The organism is Aeromonas sp. R2-1 (assembly GCF_040908425.1).
GTDB lineage: Bacteria > Pseudomonadota > Gammaproteobacteria > Enterobacterales > Aeromonadaceae > Aeromonas > Aeromonas caviae.
Genome location: NZ_JBFODR010000053.1, coordinates 1 through 26,630, shown reverse-complemented (window position 1 = coordinate 26,630; position 26,630 = coordinate 1). Strand labels below are relative to the sequence as shown.

At 60.5% G+C, this 26,630-nt stretch carries 22 protein-coding genes; 12 read left to right on the top strand and 10 right to left on the bottom strand.

The window, feature by feature from the left end; genetic code table 11:
• Nucleotides 1-216: 216 nt before the first annotated feature.
• The 5 genes from AB5Y80_RS18630 to dcuC all read right to left on the bottom strand — a co-directional run bounded on the left by AB5Y80_RS18630 (nt 217) and on the right by dcuC (nt 6,699).
• A complete protein-coding gene (locus AB5Y80_RS18630) occupies nt 217-1,029 on the bottom strand; it encodes a DUF2927 domain-containing protein (RefSeq protein WP_368173342.1) in 813 nt (270 codons plus the stop codon).
• 20 nt (nt 1,030-1,049) lie between these two features.
• Complete coding sequence (locus AB5Y80_RS18625; RefSeq protein ID WP_010674483.1) at nt 1,050-1,553, bottom strand: M48 family metallopeptidase; 504 nt, start codon at nt 1,551-1,553, stop codon at nt 1,050-1,052.
• Nucleotides 1,554-1,684: 131 nt separating this feature from the next.
• Complete coding sequence (locus AB5Y80_RS18620) at nt 1,685-3,328, bottom strand: hypothetical protein (protein ID WP_368173341.1); 1,644 nt, start codon at nt 3,326-3,328, stop codon at nt 1,685-1,687.
• Between the two features lie 279 nt (nt 3,329-3,607).
• Nucleotides 3,608-5,257: a bifunctional UDP-sugar hydrolase/5'-nucleotidase gene (locus AB5Y80_RS18615; RefSeq protein ID WP_368173340.1), complete on the bottom strand. Its 1,650-nt coding sequence runs from the start codon at nt 5,255-5,257 to the stop codon at nt 3,608-3,610.
• An 89-nt stretch (nt 5,258-5,346) separates the two neighbouring features.
• Nucleotides 5,347-6,699 carry an anaerobic C4-dicarboxylate transporter DcuC gene (dcuC, locus tag AB5Y80_RS18610; protein WP_010674486.1) on the bottom strand — a complete coding sequence of 451 codons (1,353 nt, stop codon included), beginning with the start codon at nt 6,697-6,699 and terminating at the stop codon, nt 5,347-5,349.
• 323 nt (nt 6,700-7,022) lie between these two features.
• Here dcuC and AB5Y80_RS18605 point away from each other — a divergent pair, with 323 nt between their 5' ends.
• Nucleotides 7,023-7,628 (top strand): DUF922 domain-containing protein, encoded by a 606-nt coding sequence (locus tag AB5Y80_RS18605; RefSeq protein WP_325770303.1) that lies wholly within the window; start codon nt 7,023-7,025, stop codon nt 7,626-7,628.
• A 117-nt stretch (nt 7,629-7,745) separates the two neighbouring features.
• Here AB5Y80_RS18605 and mnmC read toward each other — a convergent pair whose 3' ends face one another.
• Nucleotides 7,746-9,761, bottom strand: a complete 2,016-nt coding sequence (gene mnmC / locus AB5Y80_RS18600; protein WP_368173339.1) for a bifunctional tRNA (5-methylaminomethyl-2-thiouridine)(34)-methyltransferase MnmD/FAD-dependent 5-carboxymethylaminomethyl-2-thiouridine(34) oxidoreductase MnmC — start codon at nt 9,759-9,761, stop codon at nt 7,746-7,748.
• A gap of 90 nt (nt 9,762-9,851) precedes the next feature.
• On the opposite strand from mnmC, the gene fabB reads away from it, so the two are divergent.
• A complete protein-coding gene (fabB, locus tag AB5Y80_RS18595; protein WP_029314417.1) occupies nt 9,852-11,063 on the top strand; it encodes a beta-ketoacyl-ACP synthase I in 1,212 nt (403 codons plus the stop codon).
• A 69-nt stretch (nt 11,064-11,132) separates the two neighbouring features.
• Here the strand turns inward: fabB and AB5Y80_RS18590 are convergent, their stop codons facing one another.
• The 3 genes from AB5Y80_RS18590 to AB5Y80_RS18580 form a co-directional block, all read right to left on the bottom strand.
• Nucleotides 11,133-11,657, bottom strand: coding sequence for a GNAT family N-acetyltransferase (locus AB5Y80_RS18590; protein WP_368173338.1), 525 nt, complete (start codon nt 11,655-11,657; stop codon nt 11,133-11,135).
• A gap of 97 nt (nt 11,658-11,754) precedes the next feature.
• On the bottom strand, nt 11,755-12,069 hold the full coding sequence (locus AB5Y80_RS18585; RefSeq protein WP_319894628.1) for a DUF4377 domain-containing protein: 315 nt from the start codon (nt 12,067-12,069) through the stop codon (nt 11,755-11,757).
• Nucleotides 12,070-12,162: 93 nt separating this feature from the next.
• A complete protein-coding gene (locus AB5Y80_RS18580; protein WP_010674492.1) occupies nt 12,163-13,449 on the bottom strand; it encodes a citrate synthase in 1,287 nt (428 codons plus the stop codon).
• Nucleotides 13,450-13,872: 423 nt separating this feature from the next.
• On the opposite strand from AB5Y80_RS18580, the gene sdhC reads away from it, so the two are divergent.
• From sdhC to sucD, 8 genes are all read left to right on the top strand, one after another.
• Nucleotides 13,873-14,262, top strand: coding sequence for a succinate dehydrogenase cytochrome b556 subunit (gene sdhC / locus AB5Y80_RS18575; RefSeq protein ID WP_203762101.1), 390 nt, complete (start codon nt 13,873-13,875; stop codon nt 14,260-14,262).
• Nucleotides 14,256-14,600 (top strand): succinate dehydrogenase, hydrophobic membrane anchor protein, encoded by a 345-nt coding sequence (gene sdhD, locus AB5Y80_RS18570; protein WP_010674495.1) that lies wholly within the window; start codon nt 14,256-14,258, stop codon nt 14,598-14,600. The genes sdhC and sdhD overlap by 7 nt, the downstream gene beginning before the upstream one ends.
• 1 nt (nt 14,601) lies before the next feature.
• A complete protein-coding gene (gene sdhA / locus AB5Y80_RS18565; protein WP_029314421.1) occupies nt 14,602-16,368 on the top strand; it encodes a succinate dehydrogenase flavoprotein subunit in 1,767 nt (588 codons plus the stop codon).
• Between the two features lie 17 nt (nt 16,369-16,385).
• The gene (locus AB5Y80_RS18560) at nt 16,386-17,102 is read left to right on the top strand and encodes a succinate dehydrogenase iron-sulfur subunit (RefSeq protein ID WP_010674497.1); all 717 of its coding nucleotides are present in this window, start codon (nt 16,386-16,388) and stop codon (nt 17,100-17,102) included.
• 114 nt (nt 17,103-17,216) lie between these two features.
• Entirely contained in the window at nt 17,217-20,027 is a 2,811-nt protein-coding gene (sucA, locus tag AB5Y80_RS18555) for a 2-oxoglutarate dehydrogenase E1 component (protein ID WP_010674498.1), read from the top strand.
• A gap of 87 nt (nt 20,028-20,114) precedes the next feature.
• Complete coding sequence (gene odhB, locus AB5Y80_RS18550) at nt 20,115-21,308, top strand: 2-oxoglutarate dehydrogenase complex dihydrolipoyllysine-residue succinyltransferase (protein WP_124244491.1); 1,194 nt, start codon at nt 20,115-20,117, stop codon at nt 21,306-21,308.
• Between the two features lie 106 nt (nt 21,309-21,414).
• Nucleotides 21,415-22,581, top strand: coding sequence for an ADP-forming succinate--CoA ligase subunit beta (gene sucC, locus AB5Y80_RS18545; RefSeq protein ID WP_005300220.1), 1,167 nt, complete (start codon nt 21,415-21,417; stop codon nt 22,579-22,581).
• Complete coding sequence (gene sucD / locus AB5Y80_RS18540) at nt 22,581-23,453, top strand: succinate--CoA ligase subunit alpha (RefSeq protein ID WP_005300222.1); 873 nt, start codon at nt 22,581-22,583, stop codon at nt 23,451-23,453. The genes sucC and sucD overlap by 1 nt, the downstream gene beginning before the upstream one ends.
• 105 nt (nt 23,454-23,558) lie before the next feature.
• On the opposite strand, the gene AB5Y80_RS18535 is transcribed toward sucD, so the two are convergent.
• Nucleotides 23,559-24,380 (bottom strand): lysozyme inhibitor LprI family protein, encoded by an 822-nt coding sequence (locus AB5Y80_RS18535; protein ID WP_145983754.1) that lies wholly within the window; start codon nt 24,378-24,380, stop codon nt 23,559-23,561.
• A gap of 394 nt (nt 24,381-24,774) precedes the next feature.
• Between AB5Y80_RS18535 and AB5Y80_RS18530 the strand changes: the two genes are divergently transcribed.
• The gene (locus AB5Y80_RS18530) at nt 24,775-25,380 is read left to right on the top strand and encodes a hypothetical protein (RefSeq protein ID WP_103254857.1); all 606 of its coding nucleotides are present in this window, start codon (nt 24,775-24,777) and stop codon (nt 25,378-25,380) included.
• Between the two features lie 341 nt (nt 25,381-25,721).
• The gene (locus tag AB5Y80_RS18525; protein WP_104452876.1) at nt 25,722-26,177 is read left to right on the top strand and encodes a YcgN family cysteine cluster protein; all 456 of its coding nucleotides are present in this window, start codon (nt 25,722-25,724) and stop codon (nt 26,175-26,177) included.
• Nucleotides 26,178-26,630: the final 453 nt, after the last annotated feature.

Sequence of the window (26,630 nt, the reverse complement as noted above, 5' to 3'; positions counted from 1 at the left end):
AGATAAGCTCTCAGCGGCAAACATCGTCGTGATCCACCAGGGCGCGAGGAGGAACCTCCAGTCGGGTGATGATCCCTGTACCGGCTTTGCCGAACCGCTCTTCAAAACACGCAGCCATGGGCTGCGTGTTGCGTTGATGGGGTAAGCGCATGACCATGAAGGCGAAAGGCGAAAGGCGAAAGGCGAAAGGCGAAAGAGTAATGTCTCTGGCTGCGTTCAGAGTCCCGCCCAACGCTTGAGGCTGTCGACCTGCACCCGTTGGGTGGCCTGTGCGATGTCGCCATTGGCACGCAGTGCCTTGAGGGCCGCGGGGAGCGCCGCGCGTACCTCGTCCGCCGTCATCCCCGGTTGCAATGCCGGGTGGTAGGCAAGCTTGAGTAACACGTAATCGAGCCCGGTCAGAAAGCTGTCGATGCTGCTGTCATTGAAGATGGAGGGGAACACCTTGTCCGAGTCGTTGGGCAGCCCCATCACCTGGCTCAACTCTTCCACTACGCAATCCAGAAAACGACCTTTTGCCCGGCTGTAATCCACCGGAATGATGATGGTGGCACGGGTGATCTCGTAGCGAGCGTTGGTGGCGAAATTGGCCAGGCAGATCCCCTCCTTGAGGGCGATGCGCACCGACTCGTCCTGGCGCATGGTGCGCGCAGCCCAGCTCGCCATCTGTTTGTGCCGGGTCATGATGAGGGTGAGATTGGGGTTGTCGTTGACAATCTCGATGGGGTGACCGGTGATCCTGCTCAGGTGACGGGTCTGTACCTTGACGACCTCGGCCTGCAGCGGCTTGTCGCCGAATTCGTTGACGAGCTTGAGACGCACGGGGCCCGGCCAGCGGGAGAAGTGCTCCTGTTGTTCATGGTCATACTCCCGTTTCATGGCGATTTCCATGAAGCTCTGGACAAGGTAGTCATCACGCTGCCAGCGTTCGGTGGCCGACAGCGGCAGGGAGAAGAGCCAGAGCATCAGCCCCGGGAGCAACCAGTGCCCATGGCGAACGGGCTGGAGAGGTGTGTGCCATGGGCGCATCTTGCCTCCTTGCAAGGGGATCAGCGGGCGGTACGCTCGATATCACGCCAGGTGAGCCAGAGCCTGAGATCGAACTCCAGTTGATGATAGTCCGGTTCCATGTGCTGGCAGAGTTGGTAGAAAGCCTTGTTGTGATCCTTCTCCTTCAGGTGGGCCAGCTCATGCACCACTATCATCTTGAGAAAGGCGGGATGGGCCTCCTTGAACAGGGCGGCGATGCGGATCTCGTTCTTGGCCTTGAGCTTGCTGCCTTGCACCCGGCTGACATAGGTGTGCAGTCCCAGGGCATCCTTGATCACGTTGATCTTGCCGTCGAAGATCACCTTGGAAAGCGGCGCCGAGCTTTTCAGGTAGCGGTTCTTCAGCTCCATGGTATAGGCGAGCAGCGCCTTGTCGCTCTGGACGAGGTGGGTTTGCGGGTAGCGTTTGGCCAGCATCTCGCCGAGTTTGCCCGCCGCAATCAACTGCTGTACCTGAGCCTTGAGTGGCTCCGGATAGCCCCCCAGATAAGTCAGCTCCGCCATGATTCTTCCCTCTGCCGCAAAAAAGAGCGCCATTGTAGTCAGGATGGAGCGCCTTGAACATGGTCGGCCCCCCTCTTTATGACGACAACGAAAAGGGGCTATCACCAGGATGGCCCCTTCTGTGTGCCTGATTAGCGGCGCCGGTACAGGCCCGGGTCCACCTCTTCATACTGGGCTGCCAGATACTGGTAGAAGGCAAGGTGGGAGGGGGAGGTCGGAGTCTTGAGCTCCTGTGCCACCCGCTCCGGTTTGGCGATGATGAATTTGGGTTGTTGGCGCTGGATGTCAGCCAGCACCCGCTCGCGCACATCGTAGGGCGGGTTGACGTTGGCAAAGAACAGATAGGCGGAGGCCGGCTGGCGATCGGTCCAGAGGTAGTATTGCGGCTGGATGCCATCGACCCAGATCTTGTCGGTAGGCGCCGTCTCGGCGAGGATACGGTCGACCCTGACCTGAGCGGGAGGATTGAACGGCCTGCCCTTGAGATTGCCTTCCCAGGCGTTGTTGACCAGCAGCGCCAGCATAGCCAGCGAGGCGAGCCAGGGGGTGGCGCTACGCACGTCCCAGGCGCGCCAGAGCGGGACCAGAATGAGCACGGGCAAGGCCCACAGCAGGCTGTTGCCGAGCACCTCGCGCACCCGCTCCAGAGACCACTCCTTGGTGCTCCAGCCATAGCCGAGCTGCTGGGCCAGCAACCAGCTGGCGGTCAGTACCACCAGAGAGATGCAGAGCAGCCCCAGGGCATCGGATCGCTGCTCGCTTCTGTCCAGCAGGCAGGCGAGCGGCAGCAGGCCAAGTTGCAGATAGAGCACGTCATAGTGATCGAACACATGGCCGGAGACCGAGTTGGCGATCAGGGTGAACAGCACACCCAGGAGGGTGGCGCACAGCGCGGGGAGATACCACTCCTGGCGGCGCCCGAGCATCAGCACGAGGAAGGCGGGCAGCAGCATGATGAGGCCGGTGCGCAGCAGACCGACGGCGCCCACCTCAGGAGAGAAGCCGTTGCCGTAGCTCCCTTCAAAGAAGATGCCGAAGGCGTAGTATTTGAACTCGGTCAGCACGTCGTGGTGCTGGAAGTAGGCATAGAGCGGGCCGCCGACGAGGGCCAGTCCAAGCAGGCTGGAAAAGAGCAGGGCAAAGGCGCAGCGCCACTGCTCACGCAGGCACCAGTGACAGAAGAGCACCAGATACCAGGCCCCCCAGAAGGCGCCGTTGTTGGTGCGCATCCAGGCCACGATGGCGAAGGTGAGTGCGGCGACCAGGGCCGGTCCCCAGCTGAATCGCTTGTCCAGCAGCATGGTGATGAAAGCCCACTGGGCGATGAGGGCCAGATGGAATGTCCAGTCCTCTGTCATGTTGCCGTAGTAGTAGCGAGTGCTGTAGAGCGCCAGCAGGGCCAGCATGCTGCCAAGTCGCGCCCGCACCGAGAGCCCGAGCTGCGAAAAAGCCTGCCAGCTCGCCATGAGGCCCAGCCAGCAGAGCACCCACTCCAGCAGCCAGATCCCGAAGAAGCCACCAAGGCCATAGCCCAGTGCATCGAGGGCGAAGATCATGGGACCCTTGATGTCGATCATGTCCCGATAGAGTACGCCCCCCTCGCTCCACATCTTGCCCATCACCGCAAACAGGGAGGCATCAAATCCCGGGGCCATGCCGTGGAACAACGGATTGCGCAGACAGAACAGCAGAGCCATCAGGGCGGTGAGCAAGATGACCGACGGCCTGATCCCGGGATTGTGGCGGTGCGGGGTAAAGCGGATGGCGTGATTCATGGGTGACCTGTTCCTGCGGGAAAGACTGAAAAAGCGGGCTTATCTTGCCGAGCCGGGCTGCACGATGCAATGGAAGAAGTGTAGGCACCTGAAATAATTCGTAAAAGTATCGTTTTCACGCCTCTGTCTGCACTGGCAGGCCACATCACAAGACAGGGCTGGCGCAGTCGGGCGTCACAGCCTGAGGTTGCATGGTAGGGGGCCTGCGCCTGGGAGCGGATCAGGATTCCCCTATGCAGTGGAAAGGCGGCACCGACCCGGGATGGTCCGGTGTCAGATTCACTGGCCGTGATACTCCACCAGGGCCGGCAGAGGGCTGAGTTCCGGCAGGTGGCGTGCCCAGCGCAGGAAGGCATCCGCCAGGGTGATGCCGAGCTCCTGATTGTGCTGGGTCAGGGTGCGGGCAAGGGCCGTGTAGCCCTCCTTGCCGGAGGCGGTATAGGCACTGGAGACCCCGCGATAGATGGCATCCGGCTCGACGTGCTGCCACTGACCCGGGCTGACTTCCCATTCCAGGCGAGTGATCCTCTCCCCTTTGGGTCTGTCGGCCTGATAGCAGAAGCGCACCCCGGCGGTATAGGGGAAGCTGCCGCTGCCATTGCCCGTCACCCCGTTGTTGGTGGCGTTGTCGATGGCCCCCTCCAGCGCCTCGGCCAGTTCATGGCCGTGCACCCGGTAGAGAGTAAGGGGAATGGCAAAGGGCAGCAGACGCCCGGCAACATCTGCTTCGGTCAGGGGGCCGGGCTCGAGGGAGCAGCGCACGCCCCCGGCATTGTGCAGGGCAAAGTCTACCTGACCCACCTGTTCGCGGGCACTGGCCAGCATGGCACTCGCTACCAGGGGGGCGACCTGGCTGCCGGCGGGCAGGCTGGCATCGGGCAGGCGCTGGTGATGGAGCGAATCGGCGAGCCGGGTCACCACGCGCCGGGCCATGGTTTCGAGCTCGGGGCGATAGCGTCTGGCCAGATGCTGCTCGAGCTCGGGGGCCGGTTCGCAGAAGTGCAGCCCCGCAGGAGGCGGGGAAGCAAAGGGCCAGGGATCCCAGGGTAACCACTCCAGCTGGCCGCGGCTTTGGCACACGCGTCCCTGCTCGTCGAAGGTGAGTTCGCACACCCCGAGACAGAGGGCGCTGTGGGCGGCGTGCAGGATGGCCACCCCGTTCACCATGAGGGGATAGCTGCCTTCTCTGTCGAGCCCGAGCGGCGCCAGATCCCCCAGCAGGCTGTGGGTGTGCCCGCCGACGATGAGGCTGAGCTCGGGGAAGCGGGTCGCCAGTCGCTTGTCCTGCGCCAGACCCAGGTGGCTCAGCAATATGATGTGGTTGATCCCCTCGGCCTTGATCTCGCAGAGGGCACGGCTCAAGGTCTCTTCGATACCGTGGAAACGGGTGTGGGGATCGGGGCTCGCGATGGCGGCCATCTGCGGCAGCGTGATGCCGAGCAGGGCGAAGGGCACGTCGTCGATGACGCGCTTGTGCCAGGGGCGGCTCGCGTCAAACAGCCGCGGCAGTCCCTGTAGCCGCAGCGGGGCATCGGCGGGCTCCTGACGGTTGTCGATGTTGGCGGCGAGCACCGGGAAATCGAGCTGGCGCAAAAACTCCACCAGCGGCCCGTTGCCCAGATCGAATTCGTGGTTGCCGATCACCATGGCATCCGGTCGCAAGAGGGCCAGCAGGTCCGCATTGGCCCGCCCTTTGAAGCGGTTGAAGTAAAGTGACCCCTGGAAGGTATCGCCGCCATGCAGCAGCAGGCAGGTCTGGCCGGCTGCCTCGGCCTGTTGGCGCAGGGCGGTGAGCCGGGTCAGGATGCGGCCATAGCCGCCGCACTGGGTGCGCCATTCGGACTCGCCATCGGGGGAGAAGCGCATGGGGGCACCATCGAAATGGGAGTGGCAGTCGCTGAAGTGGGCAAGTTGAACCGTCATACTCAAGGCTCGGTCCTCCTTAGAAAAAAAGAGCACCGAGTCTACTGCATGGGGTGGGGGGATACCAGCCCGGCGGCAGCCGGGCCGGTAAAGAGTCAGGCGGGAACCATGATCTGGGTGGCGAGGATCACCACCAGCAGGCCGACGGCCACCGGCAGCGAGGTACGTTTGACCACCTCGAACGGAGAGAGATTCCCCATCCCCGCACAGGCGACCACCACCCCGGAGACCGGCGAGATGGTGCGGCCGAGGTTGGATGCCTGCAGCATGGGGATCACCAGATAGGCCGGGTTGACGCCGAGGCTGGTGGCCAAATGGGGGATGAGCTCCACGAAGGCGTAGAAGGGGGCGTTGCCGGAACCCGTGGTGAAGGCCGCCAGGGTGGTGATGACCACCAGCACCAGCATGATGACGATGCCGCCGGTACCGAAGCTCTGGGCCAGATCCAGGAGGTTGGCGATGAAACCGAGCCCCATCAGACCCTGGGCAAAGACCCCGGCACCCACCAGCAGCATCACCACGCCGGCGAAGGCGTCGGCCATGTTGCGCCAGCACACCTGCAGCCCGTCCAGCAGCTCGCGGCCGTTGCGCTTGCGCACCAGCTCCAGCAGGGCGGCCAGCACCAGGCAGATGACGATGATGGTGACGATGTCGAGCTTGGGCCCCAGTTTGCCGTCAAACAGCAGCACACCGATGATGGGGGTGAAGGGCAGGATGGCGTAGAAACCGGGGGCGTCGGTGACAAGATCGCTCGGGGCGACCGCGGCGTTGTGCTCCCCTGCCTTCTGATCCAGATAACGTTGCCAGAAGAAGTGGGTCACCGCCATGGCGGCGATGGCCACCAGGGAAATGGGTAGGGTCAGCTTGAAGGCAAACTCGATGAGCTCCATGTTCGCAGCCTGGGCGGCCATCACCACGTCCCCCGAGGTGGGGGAGAGGATGATGGCGGCCGGTGAGGCGCACACCGCCGCCGCCGCGCCACGGGAGATCCCCATGTTGACCATCAGCGGGAAGAGGGTGGCCATCAGCAGAACCCCGAGGCCGGTTGCGGAGCTCACCGCCAGCGACATGGCGCAAGCGACCAGATAGGCGGCCACCAGCAGGATGTAGGGGGACTTGATGACACCGAGGGGCTTGCTCGCGAGCTTCACCAGTATTGTGTTGGCGCCGATGTGGCTCATGTAGCCGGCAAAGCCGCACAGCACCATGATGAGCATGCCGAGGCCACCCCCCCTGTCGACCAGCAGGAAGCGCACGTATTCGAAGATGTCGGTGGCCATGTGGCCGGTGGAGGGGACGCTCGCTGGCAGCACCGCCTTGCCCATCAGGGCGGTGATCGCCAGCAGCAGCAGGCCGCCGCTGAGCAGTACCCCGGTGGCGGAGTAGCCCTTGAAGATGTAGCGACCCACGGCCAGGGTGACCAGGGTGCCGATCAGGAGTTCTATCATAAAACCTTCCCAAGAGTTGAAGTGAGGGGGTGGCCTGCCAGGGCTCACCAGAGGGTTGCGCTGGACTATCCGGCATCGGCCAACAAAAACACTGCGGATATTACCCACTAAGGAGTATTTCACCATCCGTTCGATGGCAGCTTGTGATCTCGACTGCAAATCCCCGCCTGAGCCGGGGTGATGACTCGCACGTTTGCAGCAACCGGGTGCCAAGAGCGGATGACAGGGGGCTGGATCAGGGGTAATCTCCCAATTGGGTTATTAATTCATTGATTATTAATTGAAATTAAGCCGGGACTCACAAGGAGCAAAGCCGCGGACAGATGGGACTCTTCAGCAAGACAGGGGTGACGGTGGCCCTCATTTATGCCGCCTCAATTGGTGCTGTACCTTCCCACTATGCCGGTGTGAAGGTCGCCCCCGATATCAAGGTCGACTTCCAGTTCTATCGGGTCTCCGGGGCCGATGTGGGGGCCGTGATGCGCCAGATCACCGCCTTGTCGCCCACCCAGGCGGACGGGCACATTGGCAAGGCCAGTTATCAGCTCTCCTGGCAGTTGCAGACGAAGGCGACGGCGGCGCGCTGCGAGCTGGAGCAGGCCAGCGTCCGTGCCCGCATCCAGGTCAGGGTGCCCAACTGGATGGACAAGGCCCGTGCGCCCGCGAAGGAGCGCCAGAAGTGGGACAAACTGGTGGCCGCCATGTTTGACTACGAGAGCCGTCACAAGGACATCCTGCTGGAGAGCGTGAGCCAGCTTGGCACGCGCCTCGCCCAGTTGCCGGTGACCCGGGATTGCCCAACCCTGGAGCATCAGGGCTGGCAGGCAGGGCAGGCGGTGCTGGAGGCCACCCGGGCGCGGTTCGACACCCTGGCCAGCCAGACCGATCAGGGGCGCAGGCTGGGGGTCGTCTGGCCCAGGGCTGGCTGATGACACGTGTACAGGCCCATGGACGCTCATGGGAAACATAAAAAACGGGCTGATTGAGCCCGTTTTTTATTGGTGCGCCCAATGGTGTGGAGGCGGGCAGCCCCGGCTCCTGGGGAGTTAGTCGCGCAGTGGCTTGCCCCTGCGCAGCCTTCGCACCCAGTAGCGGGCGGGATGGAGCGCCTCCAGCAGATCGGCGGCCAGCGGCAGGGGATCGCCGCAGATCTCGCTGGCGACCAGTTCGCCGCACAGGGGCGCCGAGCACAGACCTCGGGAGCCGAGCGCCCCCAGCACGTAGAGGCCGGCGTGCAGGGGTAGTGCGCTCTGCTGATCCGCGGGGGCGTTGACGTCATGATCCGCCAGCGCCGCCAACCGGGCGACGGGCCCGGCTACCGGCAGGTGATCCCGGCTGGCGCAGCGCACCCCGATGCGGGCCTGAGCACCGCTCACATCCACCTCGGCAGGCCAGCGCTGCTGGGGCACACAGGCTTGCAGCCGCGCCTTGTTCTGCTCCTGCTCGTCGGTGCGGTATGCAAGGTCGGTCTGGTTGCGGCCATAGCTGGCCCCGATGCAGTGCGCGCCGTTGTGGGCCGGGGTGAGGTAGCCATCGTAGCAGAGCACGCTCTTGAGCTGGCTCAAGCCAGCCGTGGTCGGCACATGGCTCACCTGGCCGCGCACCGGATAGAGAGGAAGCTCGGCAAAGGGGAGAAGGGTTGGCAACTGATGCCCGGCCGCCACCACCAGATTGGGGGCGTGCCACTGGCGGCCATCCCGGCTCTCCACTCGCCAGCCATCGGCCTCTTCGGCAATGCGGGTTACAGCGGCATTGAACACCACTTCCAGCCGCCCGCTGGCCTGCGCCTCCCTGATGGCGGCGCGGGTGAGATCCGCCGGACAGAGCCAGCCCCCTAGGGGATAGCTCACGCCATCCGCATCGCAGGGCAGGCCGACCACCTGCTCAACCTCCGCTGCCGAGAGTGGGTGCATCAGCTCGGGGGGGAAGGGGCCCTGGCTCATCTTGGCAAGCTTGGCGGTGGACTTGTCGTCGTAACCGAGTTGGGTGACGCCACACAGGGAGAAGGCGACGGGGTGGTGCTTTGCCAGGGCCAGCAGCCGGTTTCTGGCAAAGCCGAAGGCCAGCGAATAGAAGCGCGACAGGGCATCGTGCTCGCCGTTGAGCAGGGGGTAGAGGGCTCCTTGTCGATTGCCGGAGGCGCCGCTGGCCGGTTCACCATCTTCGCACAGCAAGGTGACGTGCCGACCCCGCTCCACCAGAGAGAGCGCCGTCATGGCGGAAGCGATGCCGCCACCGATGATGAGCACCTCTCCCTCCCGCCCTGCGGGGCGGGCATACCAGGGGGCGATGCTCTGCTGCGGCACTTTGCCTTCCCGAACACCCGCCAGCATCTCCCGCTTGCTGCCGTGGCCCTTCACCTTCTTCATGGCAAAGCCGGCGGCAATCAGCCCCCGTCGCACGAAACCGGCGCAGGTAAAGGTCGAGAGGGTGGCATCGGGGCGGGCGAGGCGAGCGAGATCGTCGAAGAGATCCTGGGTCCACATCTCTGGGTTCTTGGCAGGGGAGAAACCGTCCAGATACCAGGCGTCCACCAGACCGGTTGCCGGATGGGGCACCTGAGGCAGCATCTCCTTGATGTCGCCAAACCAGAGATCGAGGCGGATGCGGCCATCGGCAAAGAGCAGGCGATGGCAGCCGGAGACCGGCAACGGCCACTGGTCGATGAGAGGCTGGCTCAAGGGGGCGAGCTCGGACCAGGCGGCCAGGGCCTTGCGCAGATCGGCCTGGGTAAGGGGGTATTTCTCGACGCTGATGAAGTGCAGCCGGGATCCGTTGCCGGACAGGGGGGCCTGTTCCAGAAAGACGGCCATTGTGGCCAGAAAGTTAAGTCCTGTACCGAAACCTGTTTCACCAATCACGAAACTGTCACTATCGTGGTGCGAAAATCGCTCTGGCAGTCGATTTTGCTGCAAAAAGACGTAGCGGGTTTCACTTAGACCGTTATCATTGGAAAAGTACACATCCCCGAACTCACTGGAGACTGGAGTTCCCGCTTCGTTCCAGTCCAATCGGGCATGATGTAAGGATGTTTGACTCACGTTTTCCTCGGCTCGCGTCACAAAATCGCGGGCATTCTACGTGAAAGCAGACCAGTTTGGCAGCCGAAAGCGGGTAGACTCGGTGCCAGTTTTTCCAGACGAGATGAATTAATGAGAAGAGCAGTGATCACCGGTATCGGCGTCATCTCCAGTATCGGCAACAACAAGGAAGAGGTGCTGGCCTCCCTGAAAGCAGGCAAATCCGGCATCACCTATTCCGAGCAGTTCGAGCAGTACAACCTGCGCAGCCGTGTCTGGGGTAACATCAAACTCGATCCGTCTGAACTGATCGACCGTAAAGTCATGCGTTTCATGGGTGACGCCGCGGCCTACGCCTACCTCTCCATGCAGCAGGCCATCGAAGATGCCGGCCTGCCGGAAGAGATGGTCTCCAACGAGCGTACCGGCATCGTGACCGGTTCCGGCGGCGCCTCCGGCAAGAACACCTCCGAATCTGCCGATATCGCCCGTGAAAAGGGCGTCAAGCGGGTGGGTCCCTACATGGTGCCGCGTACCATGTCCTCCACCACCTCCGCCTGTCTTGCCACCCCGTTCAAGATCAAGGGTGTCAACTACACCATCAGCTCCGCCTGCGCCACCTCTGCTCACTGCATCGGTCACGCCCTGGAACTGATCCAGCTTGGCAAGCAGGACATCATCTTTGCCGGTGGCGGCGAGGAGCTGGACTGGTCTTCCACCATCCAGTTCGACGCCATGGGCGCGCTCTCCACCAAGTACAACGACAACCCGGAAAAAGCGTCCCGCACCTATGATGCGGACCGCGACGGCTTCGTCATCTCCGGTGGCGGCGGCATCCTGGTGGTCGAGGAGCTGGAACACGCCCTGGCCCGTGGTGCCCACATCTACGCCGAAATCACCGGTTACGGTGCGACCTCCGACGGCTACGACATGGTGGCCCCGAGCGGTGAAGGCGCCGTGCGTTGCATGAAGATGGCGATGCAGGGTGTCGGCAAGGTGGACTACATCAACACCCACGGTACCTCTACACCGGTTGGTGACACCAAGGAGCTGGAAGCCATTCAGACCCTGTTTGGCAGCAATGCACCCAAGCTCTCCGCCACCAAGGCGATGACCGGCCATGCCCTGGGCGCCGCCGGCGTGCACGAGGCCGTCTACTCCCTGCTGATGATGGAACACGGCTTCATCGCCCCCAGCATCAACATCGAGAACCTAGACGAGAAAGCCGTGGGCCTGCCCATCGTGCGTGAATACGAAGCGGCCGACCTCAATACCGTCATGTCCAACAGCTTCGGCTTTGGCGGTACCAACGCCTCTCTGGTGTTCAGCAAGTTCAAGGCTTGATCTCCCTGTGGGGAGCGCAACGCGAAATAGAAAAAGGCGCCGAAAGGCGCCTTTTTTATTGAACTCTTTTTATTGAACTCTGCTGATGGTTCCCGGTTCGGGACCGCTGTCTGCCAGGGGCAACCGCATATAGACAGCCCCGTCACCATACTCCACCAGCGATTTGCCGGTGTCGGCGGGCACAAACCCCTGCTTGCGCCAGAAGGCGGGGGCATCCTGAACCGCCACCAGGCCTGCATGGCGATATCCTGCATGGCTCGCGAAAGTGAGCGCCCTTGCCAGCAGTCGCTGTCCGACACCCAGGCCGCGTGCCTTGCTCGAGACAGCGAGATCGTGCAGATAGAACTCGTCGTGGCCGGCCAGCGCCTTCATCGGCACCGAGAGGGGCGGGGGCTGGTGGGCACGCCAGGGGTGGCAGAGCAGGTAACCCAGCACCTTGCCCTGACGCTCGGCCACCCAGCAGGAGGCGGGGGCCAGCTCGGTTTTGTTCTGCATCACCTCGAGGGGCTCGGGTTCGAACTGGTGATAACACTCGTGCTGGATGGCCATGATGGCGGGCCAGTCTGGCGTGCGGATGGTGCGGATCGTGATCATGATGCGGGTCGGGTCCGTACTCAAACCGTGGCAAAAAGGGGTGACAGCATACCTCAGAGAGCACACAAACGAAACCGGGTTACCTGTCAGCGACTCGTCAGCGAACCGGCTCCTTGCTCACGACCTTGATCAGCTGGTAGCGCAAGGAAGGGGCATCGGCCGGCACATCGGCAAGTTGCTCCCTGGTCACTTCCAGCTGGTAGCGGTAGCCCGGCTCGAAGGTGAAGCCTTCGATCTGCTGATAGAAGAGACTCCAGCTCTCGCCCGGCTGACTGCGCACCTGCATGCACTTCATGGGGGCGACACCGACGCAGTCTGCCAGTTTGTCCTGGATATAGAGGGTTTCGGTGGTCGGGGCGCTCTGGCAGGCGCTGAGCAGGAGGGCGGAGCTGAGGAGCAGGGGAGATTTCATGATGAGTGTCCTTGGCGTAAAAGGGCGCGATTAAACCTGCAAAAGAAAAGGCGGTCAATGACCGCCTTTGTAACAAACCATGACAGATCGGGCTCAGCGCTGGTCGAGGGGCACGAATTCGCGCAGGGGCTGACCGGTGTAGAGCTGACGGGGACGGCCGATCTTCTGATCCGGGTCCGAGTGCATCTCGTTCCAGTGGGCAATCCAGCCGATGGTACGGGAGATGGCGAAGATCACGGTGAACATGGACATGGGGATGCCGATGGCCTTCATGATGATGCCGGAGTAGAAGTCCACGTTCGGGTAGAGCTTCTTCTCGATGAAGTAGGGGTCGGACAGCGCGATGCGCTCCAGCTCCATGGCCACGTCCAGCAGCGGATCCTTGATCTGCAGCTCGGTAAGCACCTCGTGGCAGGTTTCGCGCATCACGGTGGCACGGGGATCGTGGTTCTTGTAGACCCGGTGACCGAAGCCCATCAGACGGAACGGATCGTTCTTGTCCTTGGCGCGGCCGATGTACTCGGGAATGCGATCCACGGAGCCAATCTCTTCGAGCATCTTGAGGCAGGCTTCGTTGGCACCACCGTGGGCCGGGCCCCACAGGGAGGCGATCCCCGCAGCGATACAGGCAAACGGGTTGGCACCGGAAGAACCGGCCAGACGCACGGTGGAGGTGGAGGCGTTTTGCTCATGATCCGCATGCAGGGTGAAGATGCGGTCCATGGCGCGCTCGACGATGGGGTTGACCTTGTACTCTTCGGTCGGCACGCCAAACATCATGTGCAGGAAGTTGCCTGCATAGGAGAGGGCGTTGCGCGGCTGCATGAAGGGCTGGCCGATGGAGTACTTGTAACACATGGCGGCCAGGGTCGGCATCTTGGAGAGCAGACGGAAGGCACAGATCTCGCGATGCTCCTCGTTGTTGATGTCGAGGGCGTCGTGATAGAAGGCGGACAGTGCGCTGACCACGCCGCACATGACGGCCATGGGGTGGGCGTCGCGGCGGAAGCCACGGAAGAAGAAGGCGATCTGCTCGTGCACCATGGTGTGGCGGGTGACCAGACGTTCAAATTCCGCATATTGGGTCTTGGTGGGGGCCTCGCCGTACAGCAGGATGTAGCAGACTTCGAGGTAGCTGGCCTGGGTGGCCAACTGGGCGATGGGGTAACCGCGGTGCAGCAAGACACCCTGGTCGCCATCGATGTAGGTGATGGAAGATTTGCAAGAACCGGTGGCCATGAAACCGGGGTCGAAGGTGAAATATCCTTGCGTGCCCAGCTTTCTGACATCGATCACATCGGGTCCAACGGTACCGGAGAGGATCGGCAGTTCAACCGGCTCTTTTCCGGGCAGATGTAGGGTGGCTATCTTATCAGCCATAGCACGTCTCCTTTGCTCTTTTATAATTTGGTTCCAGCCCTACTTTATTACGACTGTTATGACGCTGGCAAAGGTTCTTACCCGTACCACGGCGGCTGGAGCGCCTTATTTGAACCAGAGAACCATGTCTTTGTCAATTTTGCTGGATGATCATTAATGACTTGTTAAAGCTGTTGTGAGATCTGGTTTACGGTTTTGGATTTTCTGTGTAGCTATTTGATTGTCATTGGTTAAGGCCGCCGATATACTGCGCCACGTGGGTGATGGTCGTCGGTGTTTGAAACGCTTTCGCAAAGCCAGATGTGATATCGAAAATGTTATTTTTGGCTTTCCTGAGTTGTTTTGGTAACAAAAACCTAACAAATGCCACTCCTCGCCCTCAAAGCGTGTGAAAACAATAACTAACGTGCTCAATGGAGCTGAGTGGGCAAAGCCGTGAAAAACAAACAGAGACCTGTAAACCTCGACCTACAGACGATCAGCTTTCCTGTCACCGCCATCGCTTCCATCTTGCATCGTGTCTCAGGGGTCATCACCTTTGTGGCATTGGCCATCTTGCTGTGGATGCTTGGTACTTCACTCGCCTCTCCCGAAGGATTTGAATCGGTCGTTGCCATCATGGACAACTTCCTGATCAAGTTCGTGCTGTGGGGGATCCTGACCGCGCTGGCTTACCACATCGTGGGCGGTCTGCGGCACCTGGTCATGGACATGGGCTATTGGGAAGAGCTGGAATCCGGTAATCAGAGTGCCCGTGTGGCCTTCGTGATCACCGCGGTTTTGGCGGTATTGGCGGGGGTACTGGTATGGTAACCAATTCTGCAACTTTCGGGCGCAGCGGTGTTCATGATTACATCCTGATCCGCGCCACCGCCCTCATCATGACGTGCTACGTCCTCTATCTGGTTGGCTTTGTCGCGTTCAACGACATCACCTACGAGGTGTGGACCGGCTTCTTCTCCAACACCTTCACCAAGGTCTTCACCCTGCTGACGCTCGTATGCGTCTTGATCCACGCCTGGATCGGTCTATGGCAGGTGCTGACCGACTATATCAAGCCGGTCGGACTGCGCGGTGCGCTGCAGTTTGTGCTGGTGGTGGTGCTGTTTGTCTATGTGATGACTGGTTTCGTCGTGCTGTGGGGTGTGTAAGGTGACTATTCCAACTCGTGAATTTGATGCGGTCGTGATCGGTGCCGGTGGCGCCGGTATGCGCGCCGCGCTGCAGATTGCCCAGTCCGGCAAGAGCTGCGCCCTGTTATCCAAGGTTTTCCCGACCCGTTCCCACACGGTCTCCGCCCAGGGCGGGATCACGGTCGCCCTGGGCAATGCCCACGACGACAACTGGCAGTGGCACATGTATGACACCGTCAAGGGCTCCGATTACATCGGTGATCAGGAAGCCATCGAATACATGTGCAAGACCGGCCCCGAGGCCATCTATGAGCTGGAGAACATGGGCTTGCCTTTCTCCCGCTTTGACAACGGTACCGTCTACCAGCGTCCGTTCGGCGGTCAGTCCAAGAACTTCGGCGGCGAGCAGGCTGCCCGCACCGCGGCGGCAGCCGACCGTACCGGTCACGCCCTGCTGCACACCCTGTATCAACAAAACGTCAAGAACAAGACCACCGTCTTCTCCGAGTGGTATGCCCTGGATCTGGTGAAGAACCAGGATGGCCATATCGTCGGCTGTACCGCCATCGACATGGAGAGTGGTGAAGTCGTCTACTTCAAGGCCAAGGCCACCGTGCTCGCCACCGGCGGCGCCGGTCGCATCTACCAGTCCACTACCAACGCCCACATCAACACCGGTGACGGCGTCGGCATGGCGCTGCGCGCCGGGGTCGGCGTGCAGGACATGGAGTTCTGGCAGTTCCACCCCACCGGCATCGCCGGGGCAGGGGTACTGGTGACCGAGGGTTGCCGTGGTGAAGGCGGCTACCTGCTGAACAAGGACGGCGAGCGCTTCATGGAGCGTTATGCGCCAAACGCCAAGGACCTGGCCGGTCGCGACGTGGTGGCCCGTTCCATCATGATCGAGATCCGCGAAGGCCGTGGCTGCGACGGTCCCTGGGGCCCGCACATCAAGCTCAAGCTGGATCACCTCGGCAAAGAGGTACTGGAATCCCGTCTGCCGGGTATCTGCGAGCTCTCTCGCACCTTCGCACACGTGGATCCGGTCAAAGAGCCCATCCCCATCATCCCGACCTGCCACTACATGATGGGCGGCGTGCCGACCAGCGTGAACGGCCAGTGCCTGACCCAGGACAAGGATGGCAACGACGTGCCGGTGGTCGGTCTGTTCGCGGTAGGCGAGATCGCCTGCGTCTCCGTGCACGGTGCCAACCGTCTGGGTGGCAACTCCCTGCTGGATCTGGTGGTGTTCGGTCGTGCTGCCGGCATGCACCTGGTGGAGACCCTTGGCTCGATGGAGCACGGCGTGGAAGCCACCGACGCCGACATCGCCAAGGCGCTGGAGCGCTTCAACCGCTGGGAAAACAACCGTGACGGGGAAGACCCGGCCCAGATCCGCAAGGATCTGCAGCGCTGCATGCAGAACAACTTCTCCGTGTTCCGGGAAGGGGATGCCATGGCAGAAGGGCTGGCCGAGCTGAAACTCATCCGCGAGCGTCTCAAGAACGCCCGTCTGGACGACACCTCCAAGGAGTTCAATACCCAGCGCATCGAGTGCCTGGAGCTGGACAACCTGATGGAGACCGCCTATGCCACCGCGGTGGCGGCGAACTTCCGTACCGAGAGCCGTGGCGCCCACAGCCGCTTCGACTTCCCGGAGCGTGACGATGAGAGCTGGCTGTGCCACAGCCTCTATCATCCGGACACCGAGTCCATGACCCGTCGCGCTGTCAACATGTCACCCAAGACCCGTGAGGCGTTCCCGCCCAAGGTCCGGACTTACTGATTGCGGAGCCAAGCACAATGAACGTCACATTCTCTGTCTACAGATACAATCCGGACGTTGATAACGTCCCGTATATGAAGGATTATCGTCTTGATATTCCTGAAGGTTCCGACATGATGGTGCTCGACGCACTGATCCAGCTAAAGGAGCTGGATCCCACCCTCGCCTTCCGCCGCTCCTGCCGCGAAGGGGTCTGTGGATCTGACGGTCTCAACATGAATGGCAAGAACGGTCTGGCCTGCATCACGCCGCTCTCCGATCTCTTGAAGAAGGGCAGCAAGGTCGTCATTCGACCCTTGCCCGGTCTGCCGGTGATCCGGGATCTGGTGATCGACATGACTCAGTTCTACACCCAGTGGGAGAAGGTCAAACCCTTCCTCATCAACGACGAAAAACTGCCGCCCGTGCGTGAGCACCTGCAATCCCCCGAAGAGCGCGCCAAGCTGGATGGCCTGTACGAGTGCATACTCTGTGCCTGCTGCTCCACCTCTTGCCCCTCCTTCTGGTGGAACCCGGACAAGTTCATCGGTCCGGCCGGCCTGCTCGCCGCCTATCGCTGGCTGGCGGACAGCCGCGATACTGCGGCCAGTGAGCGACTGGGCAACCTGGATGACGCCTTCAGCGTGTTCCGCTGCCACGGCATCATGAACTGCGTGAACGTCTGTCCCAAGGGCTTGAACCCGACCAAGGCCATCGGTCAGATCAAGTCGATGTTGCTCAACCGGGCCGTGTAGTATCGGGGCCAGGGCGCCTTGCGCCGGGCCCGACCTCTGGATAGCCATCCCGCCCCGGGATGGCTATGACCCTACAAGCTGCAGTGCAGCGAACAAGATGTACAAGGGATAGAAATGCATAACGGCGTGATGAAGGCCTGGTTGGAGTCATCTCACCTGGCTGGTGCGAATGCAAGCTACATTGAGGATTTGTACGAATCCTTCCTGGAAAACCCCGACTCCGTTGCCGACGAATGGCGCAGCCTGTTCCAGTCGCTGCCCCAGGTCAACGGACATGCAGTAGAACAACCCCACTCCCAGGTTCGCGACTATTTCCGCCGCCTGGCCAAGGACTCCTCCCGTTACAGCGCTCCCGTCTCCGATCCCCAGGTGGATGCCAAACAGGTTCGCGTACTGCAACTGATCAACGCCTTCCGTTTCCGCGGTCACCAGAACGCCAACCTGGACCCCCTGGGTCTGTGGCAGCGCGAGCCGGTCGCCGAGCTGGACCCGGCCTTCCACAACCTGCAAGGTGCAGACATGGAGGCCACCTTCAATGTGGGCTCCTACGCCATCGGTCGCGAGACCATGGTGCTCTCCGATCTGTATGCCTCGCTGAAGAAGACCTATTGCGGCAGCATCGGCGCCGACTACATGCACCTCACCTCCACCGAGGAGAAGCGCTGGCTGCAAGACAGGCTGGAATCCATCGAAGGGAAGGGCAACTATACCCTCGAAGAGAAGACCCGCTTCCTCGAGAGCCTGACCGCCGCCGAAGGGCTGGAAAAATACCTGGGTGCCAAGTTCCCGGGGGCCAAGCGTTTCTCCCTGGAAGGGGGCGATGCCATGGTGCCCATGCTCAAAGAGCTTATTCGCCGCGCCGGTGAGCAGGGTTGCAAGGAAGCCGTCATCGGCATGGCCCACCGCGGTCGCCTCAACGTGCTCATCAACGTACTGGGCAAGCGCGCTCAGGACCTGTTCGACGAGTTCGCCGGCAAGCACGGCGAATCCTGGGGCACGGGGGATGTGAAGTACCACATGGGCTTCTCCTCCGACTTCGCCACCCCGGGCGGCAACGTCCACCTGGCGCTGGCGTTCAACCCGTCGCACCTCGAGATCGTCAACCCCGTGGTCATCGGCTCCGTGCGTGCCCGTATGGACCGCCGCGGTGACAAGGACGGATCCAGCGTCCTGCCCATCACCATCCACGGTGACTCCGCCATCGCGGGGCAGGGAGTCGTTGCCGAGACCTTCAACATGTCCCAGACCCGTGCCTATGGCGTGGGCGGCACGGTGCGCATCGTCATCAACAACCAGGTAGGCTTCACCACCTCCTATATCCGTGACCTGCGCTCCACCGAATATTGCACCGATATCGCCAAGGCGGTGCAGGCACCTGTGCTGCACGTCAACGGGGATGACCCGGAAGCCGTGGTGCTGGTGACCCAGATTGCCCTGGATTACCGCAACACCTTCAAGCGCGACGTGGTGATCGAGCTGGTCTGCTACCGTCGTCACGGCCACAACGAGGCTGACGAGCCGAGCGCGACCCAGCCCCTGATGTATCAGAAGATCAAGCAGCACCCGACCCCGCGCAAGATCTACGCCGATCAGCTGATCGCCGAAGGAGCCATCGCGCCTGAGCTGGCCACCACCCTGGTCAACGACTATCGCGATACCCTGGATCGGGGCGAGCGGGTGAGCAAGGAATGGCGCCCCATGGAGCTGCACTCCGTGGACTGGACCCCGTATCTGGGTCACGACTGGGCCATGGCCTATGACAGTACTGTGCCCATGGATCATCTGAAGGCCCTGGGTGAGCGCATCAGCCAGTACCCGGCGACCCATGTGCTGCAACGTCAGGTCGAGAAGATCTACGAAGACCGTCGCCTGATGGCCGCCGGTGAGAAGCTGGTGGACTGGGGCTTTGCCGAGACGCTGGCCTACGCCACCCTGGTGGACAAGGGATCCCGCATTCGCTTCACCGGGGAAGACTCCGGCCGCGGTACCTTCTTCCATCGCCACGCCGTGCTGCACAGCCAGACCGATGCCAGCACCTACACCCCGCTGTGCAACCTGCACGACGAGCAGGGCCCATTCGAGGTGTACGACTCCGTGCTGACCGAGAACGCGGTCCTGGCGTTCGAGTATGGCTACGCCAGCGCGGAGCCGGCCGGTCTCACCATCTGGGAAGCCCAGTTCGGCGACTTCGCCAACTGCGCCCAGGTGGTGGTGGATCAGTTCCTTTCCTCCGGCGAGCAGAAGTGGGGCCGGATGTGCGGCCTGACCATGCTGCTGCCGCACGGTTACGAGGGTCAGGGCCCGGAGCACTCCTCCGCCCGTCTGGAGCGTTACCTGCAGATGTGCGCCCAGCACAACATGCAGGTGTGCGTGCCCTCCACCCCGGCGCAGGTGTTCCACATGCTGCGTCGTCAGGTAGTGCGCCCCATGCGCCGTCCGCTCATCGTGATGACGCCCAAATCCCTGCTGCGCCACCCGCTGGCGGTGAGCAAGCTCGAAGAGCTGGCAGAGGGCACCTTCCAGAACGCCATCGGCGAGATCGATGCGCTGGATCCCAAAGGCGTCAAGCGCGTGGTCTTCTGCTCCGGCAAGGTCTACTACGACCTGCTCGATGCCCGTCGCAAGGCCGAGCAGCAGGACGTGGCCCTGGTACGGATCGAGCAGCTCTACCCCTTCCCGGAAGAGGAAGTGCGCGCCATCCTGGCCGATTACAGCCATGTCACCGACTTCGTCTGGTGTCAGGAAGAGCCGCAGAACCAGGGCGCCTGGTACAGCACCCGTCATCACTACGACAGCGTGCTGCCAAGCCATGCCCGTCTGCGTTATGCCGGTCGCCCGGCCTCGGCCTCACCGGCCGTCGGTTACATGTCCGTCCACGCCAAGCAGCAAAAAGCCCTGGTGGAAGACGCCCTTACCCTGGAATGAACGAGTTGTGGATGAGAGGGCCCGTGTCGGGACCCTCTCTGACCTGGAACAAGCCTGCTGGCCAAGAAGTAACAAGGAACTGATTACATGACTATCGAGATCAAGGTACCGGACCTGCCGGAATCAGTGGCGGATGCCACCATCGCGACCTGGCACAAGAAACCGGGTGATCTGGTTGCCCGTGACGAAGTGCTGGTTGACATCGAAACCGATAAAGTCGTGCTGGAAGTGCCCGCACCGGAAGCCGGCGTACTGGGCGACATCCTGCAGAGCGAAGGGGCGACCGTGCTCTCCCGCCAGCTGATCGCCATGCTCAAGCCGGCCCCGGTGGCCGGTGAAGCGACCAGCGAGAAGCCGGTGGAAGCCGTGGCCGATGACGCTGCCGATGGCCTGAGCCCTTCCGTGCGCCGCATGGTGGCCGAGCACGACATCGACGTCGCCAAGCTGACCGGCACCGGCAAGGGTGGTCGTGTCACCAAGGAAGACGTGGAAGCCTTCATCAAGAATCTGGGCAAGGCTCCCGTGGCTGCGCCGGCTGCTGCCGCTCCTATGGCTGCTGCACCGGTTGCCCCGCTGGCCGGTCGCACCGAGAAGCGTGTGCCCATGACCCGTCTGCGCAAGCGCATCGCCGAGCGTCTGCTGGAGGCCAAGAACACCACCGCCATGCTGACCACTTTCAACGAGATCAACATGGCGCCCATCATGAAGCTGCGCAAGCAGTACGGCGAGATCTTCGAGAAGAAGCACGGCATCAAGCTCGGCTTCATGTCCTTCTATGTGAAGGCCGTGGTCGAATCCCTCAAGCGCTACCCGGAAGTGAACGCGGCGCTGGACGGTGACGACATCGTCTACCACAACTACTTCGACGTCAGCATCGCCGTCTCCACCCCCCGTGGTCTGGTGACCCCGGTGCTGCGCGACTGCGACAACATGAGCCTGGCGGACATCGAGAAGGCCATCAAAGACCTAGCCGGCAAGGGCCGTGACGGCAAGCTGACCGTGGATGAACTGACAGGCGGCAACTTCACCATCACCAACGGTGGCGTGTTCGGCTCCCTGATGTCCACCCCCATCATCAACCCGCCCCAGAGCGCCATTCTGGGTATGCACAAGATCCAGGACCGCCCCATGGCCGTCGACGGCAAGGTCGAGATCCTGCCGATGATGTACCTGGCGCTCTCCTACGATCACCGCATCATCGACGGCCGCGAGTCCGTGGGCTTCCTGGTCTCCATCAAGGAGCTCCTGGAAGACCCGACCCGTCTGCTGCTGGATGTCTGAGCAAGCGTGACTGAAAGATAACGAGGGGCCGCCCAGGCCCCCATTCACAGGGGATTGAGAAACACGAGCCCCGGACGGAAATACCTACAACACGGATAGAGCATCTATGAATCTGCATGAATATCAGGCAAAACAGCTGTTTGCCGAGTATGGCCTGCCGGTCTCCGAAGGTTATGCCTGTGCTACCCCGCAGGAAGCGGCCGAAGCGGCCGACAAGATTGGCGGCAACACCTGGGTCGTCAAATGCCAGGTCCACGCCGGTGGCCGCGGTAAAGCGGGCGGCGTCAAGCTGGCCAAGAGCAAGGACGAGATCCGCGCCTTTGCCCAGAACTGGCTCGGCAAGAACCTGGTGACCTATCAGACTGACGCCAACGGTCAGCCGGTTACCAAGATCCTGGTGGAGTCCTGCACCGACATCGCCAAGGAACTGTACCTGGGCGCCGTGGTCGACCGTGGCTCTCGCCGCGTGGTCTTCATGGCTTCCACCGAAGGTGGCGTGGAGATTGAGAAAGTCGCCCACGAAACCCCGGAACTCATTCACAAGGCTGCCATCGATCCCCTGGTAGGCCCGCAGCCTTATCAGGCCCGCGAGCTGGCCTTCAAGCTGGGTCTGGTCGGCGATCAGATCAAGCAGTTCACCAAGATCTTCATGGGTCTGGGCCAGATGTTCCTGGACTGCGACTTCGCCCTGCTGGAGATCAACCCCCTGGTCATCACCGACAAGGGCAACCTGCACTGCCTGGACGGCAAGATCAACATCGACGCCAACGCCCTGTATCGCCAGCCCAAGCTGCGCGAGATGCACGATCCGTCCCAGGATGACCCCCGCGAAGCGCACGCCGCCCAGTGGGAGCTGAACTATGTGGCGCTCGATGGCAACATCGGCTGCATGGTCAACGGCGCCGGCCTGGCCATGGGTACCATGGACATCGTCAACCTGCACGGCGGTTCCCCGGCCAACTTCCTGGACGTCGGCGGCGGCGCCACCAAGGAGCGCGTGACCGAGGCCTTCAAGATCATCCTCTCCGACAGCAAGGTACAAGCCGTGCTGGTCAACATCTTTGGCGGCATCGTGCGCTGCGACATGATCGCGGAAGGCATCATCGGCGCCGTCAAGGAAGTGGGTGTGAAAGTGCCCGTGGTGGTGCGTCTGGAAGGCAACAACGCCGAACTGGGTGCCCGTAAACTGGCCGACAGCGGCCTCAATATCATCGCCGCAACGAGTCTGACTGACGCAGCTCAGCAAGTGGTAAAAGCAGCGGAGGCCAAATAATGAGCGTTCTGATCAACAAAGACACCAAGGTGATCTGCCAGGGCTTTACCGGCGGTCAGGGTACCTTCCACTCCGAACAGGCCATTGCCTACGGTACCCAGATGGTCGGCGGTGTGTCCCCGGGCAAGGGCGGCACCACTCACCTGGGTCTGCCGGTGTTCAATACCGTCCGTGATGCCGTGGAAGCCACCGGCGCCACCGCCTCCGTCATCTATGTACCGGCCCCGTTCTGCAAGGACGCCATTCTGGAAGCCATCGATGCTGGCATCAAGCTCATCGTCACCATCACCGAAGGCATCCCGACCCTGGACATGCTGGACGTCAAGGTGAAGCTGCAGGAAACCGGCGTGCGCATGATCGGCCCGAACTGCCCGGGTGTCATCACCCCGGGTGAGTGCAAGATTGGCATCATGCCCGGCCACATCCACAAGCCGGGCAAGGTGGGCATCGTCTCCCGCTCCGGCACCTTGACCTACGAAGCGGTCAAGCAGACCACGGACGAGGGCTTCGGCCAGTCCACCTGCGTCGGTATCGGTGGCGACCCCATCCCGGGTTCCAACTTCATCGACATCCTCGAGATGTTCCAGAATGACCCGCAGACCGAAGCCATCGTGATGATCGGCGAGATCGGCGGCAACGCCGAGGAAGACGCGGCGGCCTACATCAAGGCCCACGTCACCAAGCCGGTGGTCTCCTACATCGCGGGCGTCACCGCCCCGGCTGGCAAGCGCATGGGTCATGCGGGCGCCATCATCGCCGGTGGCAAAGGCACCGCGGCCGAGAAATTTGCCGCCCTGGAAGATGCCGGCGTGAAAACCGTGCGCTCCCTGGCCGATATCGGCAAGGCCCTGCGTGAAGTGACCGGCTGGTAAGTTAGCCTGTTAGCTCAGATAGCAAAATGCCGCCCTTGGGGCGGCATTTTTATTGCTAGTATTCTGAGATAAGAGTTTTCTCGATGACTGTTATATACCAGCCTATTATTTCTGACCTGCAGTCAAGAATTGAATTCGCTCTTTGGTAAAGTCTGTTTGGCACTTGAAGATTTCAACCCTGTCTTTGACTGCTTCATCTGGGGAGTTGGCTCTACTTAGAGAACCGCAAGTATTGGCTTTGGCAATGACCCACTGCCTTTGTGAATCCATCATTGATGAGCGGAATGACTTGGGAATTGCTCCCCAGATACGATTCAGTTCTTTATCCTCGGCCATATAGAGTTCCTTGGCCGCCGGTACCATTGAAGGATCGTTCTCCTTGAGGATCTCATCTTTTCTGGTTGCGATAGAGGCAGCGTTTACCAGAGTCAACATTGGAGAATAGAAGTTCGTCCCTCTGACGGAGATGTCTGTGCCATTATCTGCCAGACGTAGACTGTAAGTTCTGTCTTTCCATATTAAGGAGTTATTTCTGCTTGTCGCATCACTATGGTTCAGGAATTCGTTGTAAACAGCGGGAACCTTATCCGCAACGTCTTTAAGCTCCATAGGTATTGTCATTGTGATAGTCGCGATACAGTTCAGTGAGGCATCTGTCTTGTCAACCGTTGTGACCTCTGATGCTTGAACATTAATAGCATCAAGGGTTGCCTGAAATTGGCTAAGTTGCTCGGTACTGGTGGTCTTTGCATACCTAGACTTCAGCATTGGAGATGCATCATCGCGAAGTGTCTGCACAAGAGCAGACACAGCATCCTCTCTTCCGCATTTAAATGGTGCTGACTCTTCTTTTACATCGAACAACCCAGCAAAAGCGGGGCTTGATGCACTGACTCCGATTATTACTGCTATTACTTTAAAGTTCATATCTTTTACCAAGTCAATGATGCCATGCAACGGCCTCTCGGAGGCTAAATATCCATGACAAAGAGCAAAGCGCCTAGGATATCAACTCATTTGAGGCCCGTCACCTGTCAATATTACCGGGGGAAACTCGGGAGAGGATCACCTTGGAGGAGTGTGGGGCACGCAATCTGGATCGGCTACCTTTTGACCTCGACCTATTTTTTACCTGTTTTGATAAGCCTCTCACGAGGCATGTATTGACATACGATCTTGTTATAAATTGTGGAAGGTGACATTTTATAAAACACTCTAGGGAGAGATGTTGGCCCAGAGGGAATCGTCATAGGATTGATTAGTGACATTTTCATTGCCTCTGCCAGACAATATGACTCCGAATAGATAGTGGTTCTCCCTTATGGAAATTATGTACATGCTGAATCACTTGTTTGGAAGAAAAAAGGAAGCGTCACCTCCTGACATGAAAGATATTTTCAGGGGGACTGGATGCCCCAAAGTGCCAGAAAGTGCGTACAGCGGGTACCCAACGCCACTACCACCAGAGCCTTCAATCGAGGCTTATCTTATTCGTTTCCTTGTTTCAGAGGATAGTCTGGCGATATTTTTCCAAGCTCTTGCCCAAACAGGCTATGTAGTGAGCCCTGATTTGAACACACAGGTATTAAGTCGTTCAGGGGATCCAGTGAGCAAGAAAGTCATGCTTTTCTTGCACCCTTCTTTTGCTGGAACGACAGTCTCGTTTGCCTGTAATGACCTTGATGTGCTTGAAACTCTCCAGCAGACGAGATTAGATCCACCTCTTCCTGCAGACTCATTCCCATGGATTGACCCCGAAGGGTTGGGCTCACTACAGGGAGACATGGAATACTGGTGGACGTATTTGTGGTTACCATTTTGGTTGTCCTTAAGCCAAGAGAGGCAGTCTGCCTTGGAGCTTGAACCTGAATGGCGTGAATTTATCGCAATGCATCAGCCATACGACACTTCTGCATCTACCGGTTGAATCGCTACCGTGCCAGTGTTGGTATGGCCTGATATCTTCAGAGCCTCATCGTTTTTGGCCCTTCTAGTTTTTGGTCGCCTTGGCATCTTTTGTCGTTTCTGGAGGACAATGCATGGGGAGGAAGGGGGCGCCCTCGCTACTGCGGAGGAAGCAAAGCCTGCAACCTCGGTTGTGGTGACCATGTTGATGTGAATAGCAGTTTTAATGGGCCGGTTAATTGGTTAGATATCATCAAGAACAGGATCATGTAGCGTCTCTTTGGCTCTGTCGCAAACCTTGAAAAATCGGGCCATAGGGCGTATAACCACGCGCTTGTCAGTGTATTGAGTGAGCCAATTTTTATGCAGCAGAGTGAACCCGTGCAGACCGCCCCCTTTTGGCAGGTAAAAAGCCTGCAACAGATGACCATGACGGAGTGGGAGTCCCTGTGCGACGGCTGCGGCAAGTGCTGCCTGAACAAGCTGATCGACGAGGACACCGAGGAGCTGGTGTTCACCAACGTGGCCTGCAACCTGCTCAATACCAAGACCTGCCAGTGCTCCGATTACGGCAACCGCTTTAAAAAAGAGCCGGACTGCCTGCAGATCACCCACGACAAGATTGCCGAGTTCAACTGGCTGCCCTCTACCTGTGCCTACCGCCTGCTGGCGGAAGGGCAGACCCTGCCGACTTGGCATCCCCTTATCACCGGCAGTCGCAGCGCCATGCACCAGGCTGGCCAGTCGGTGCGCGGCAAGGTAGTGCACGAGGCGCAGGCTGGTGACTGGGCCGACCATATCATTACCTGGGCGAGCTAAGCCTTAATCCGCCGTTTATTGCTTACTACAGGGGCAGGGGAGTGAGACTTCGCTGCCCCTGTTGTTTTTGGCATACAAGTGATCAGTTTTTTGCGATAAAGGCAGTTTGAAACTTCATGGTGAGATGAAAGCATCGTGAAATCGTGAGAGGTCGCCCCTGACGCAGCCAGCACCCGTTAAACCGCATCCATGACACAAGGGCTGCAGAGCACACTCTGCAGCCCTTGTTGCTTTCTGGCGCTTGCTAGCGATGTAGAGTGGTTTCCCCTCACCCTTACCCTCTCCCAAGGGGAGAGGGAATAGATCGAGGTTGCTATGCAAAACTCGTGGTGGTCGAGCATGGTTCTGCTCTGCTTTTCTGAGTACCTGAGTACCTGAGTACCTGAGTACCTGAGTACCTGAGTACCTGAGTACCTGAGTACCTGAGTACCTGAGTACCTGAGTACCTGAGTA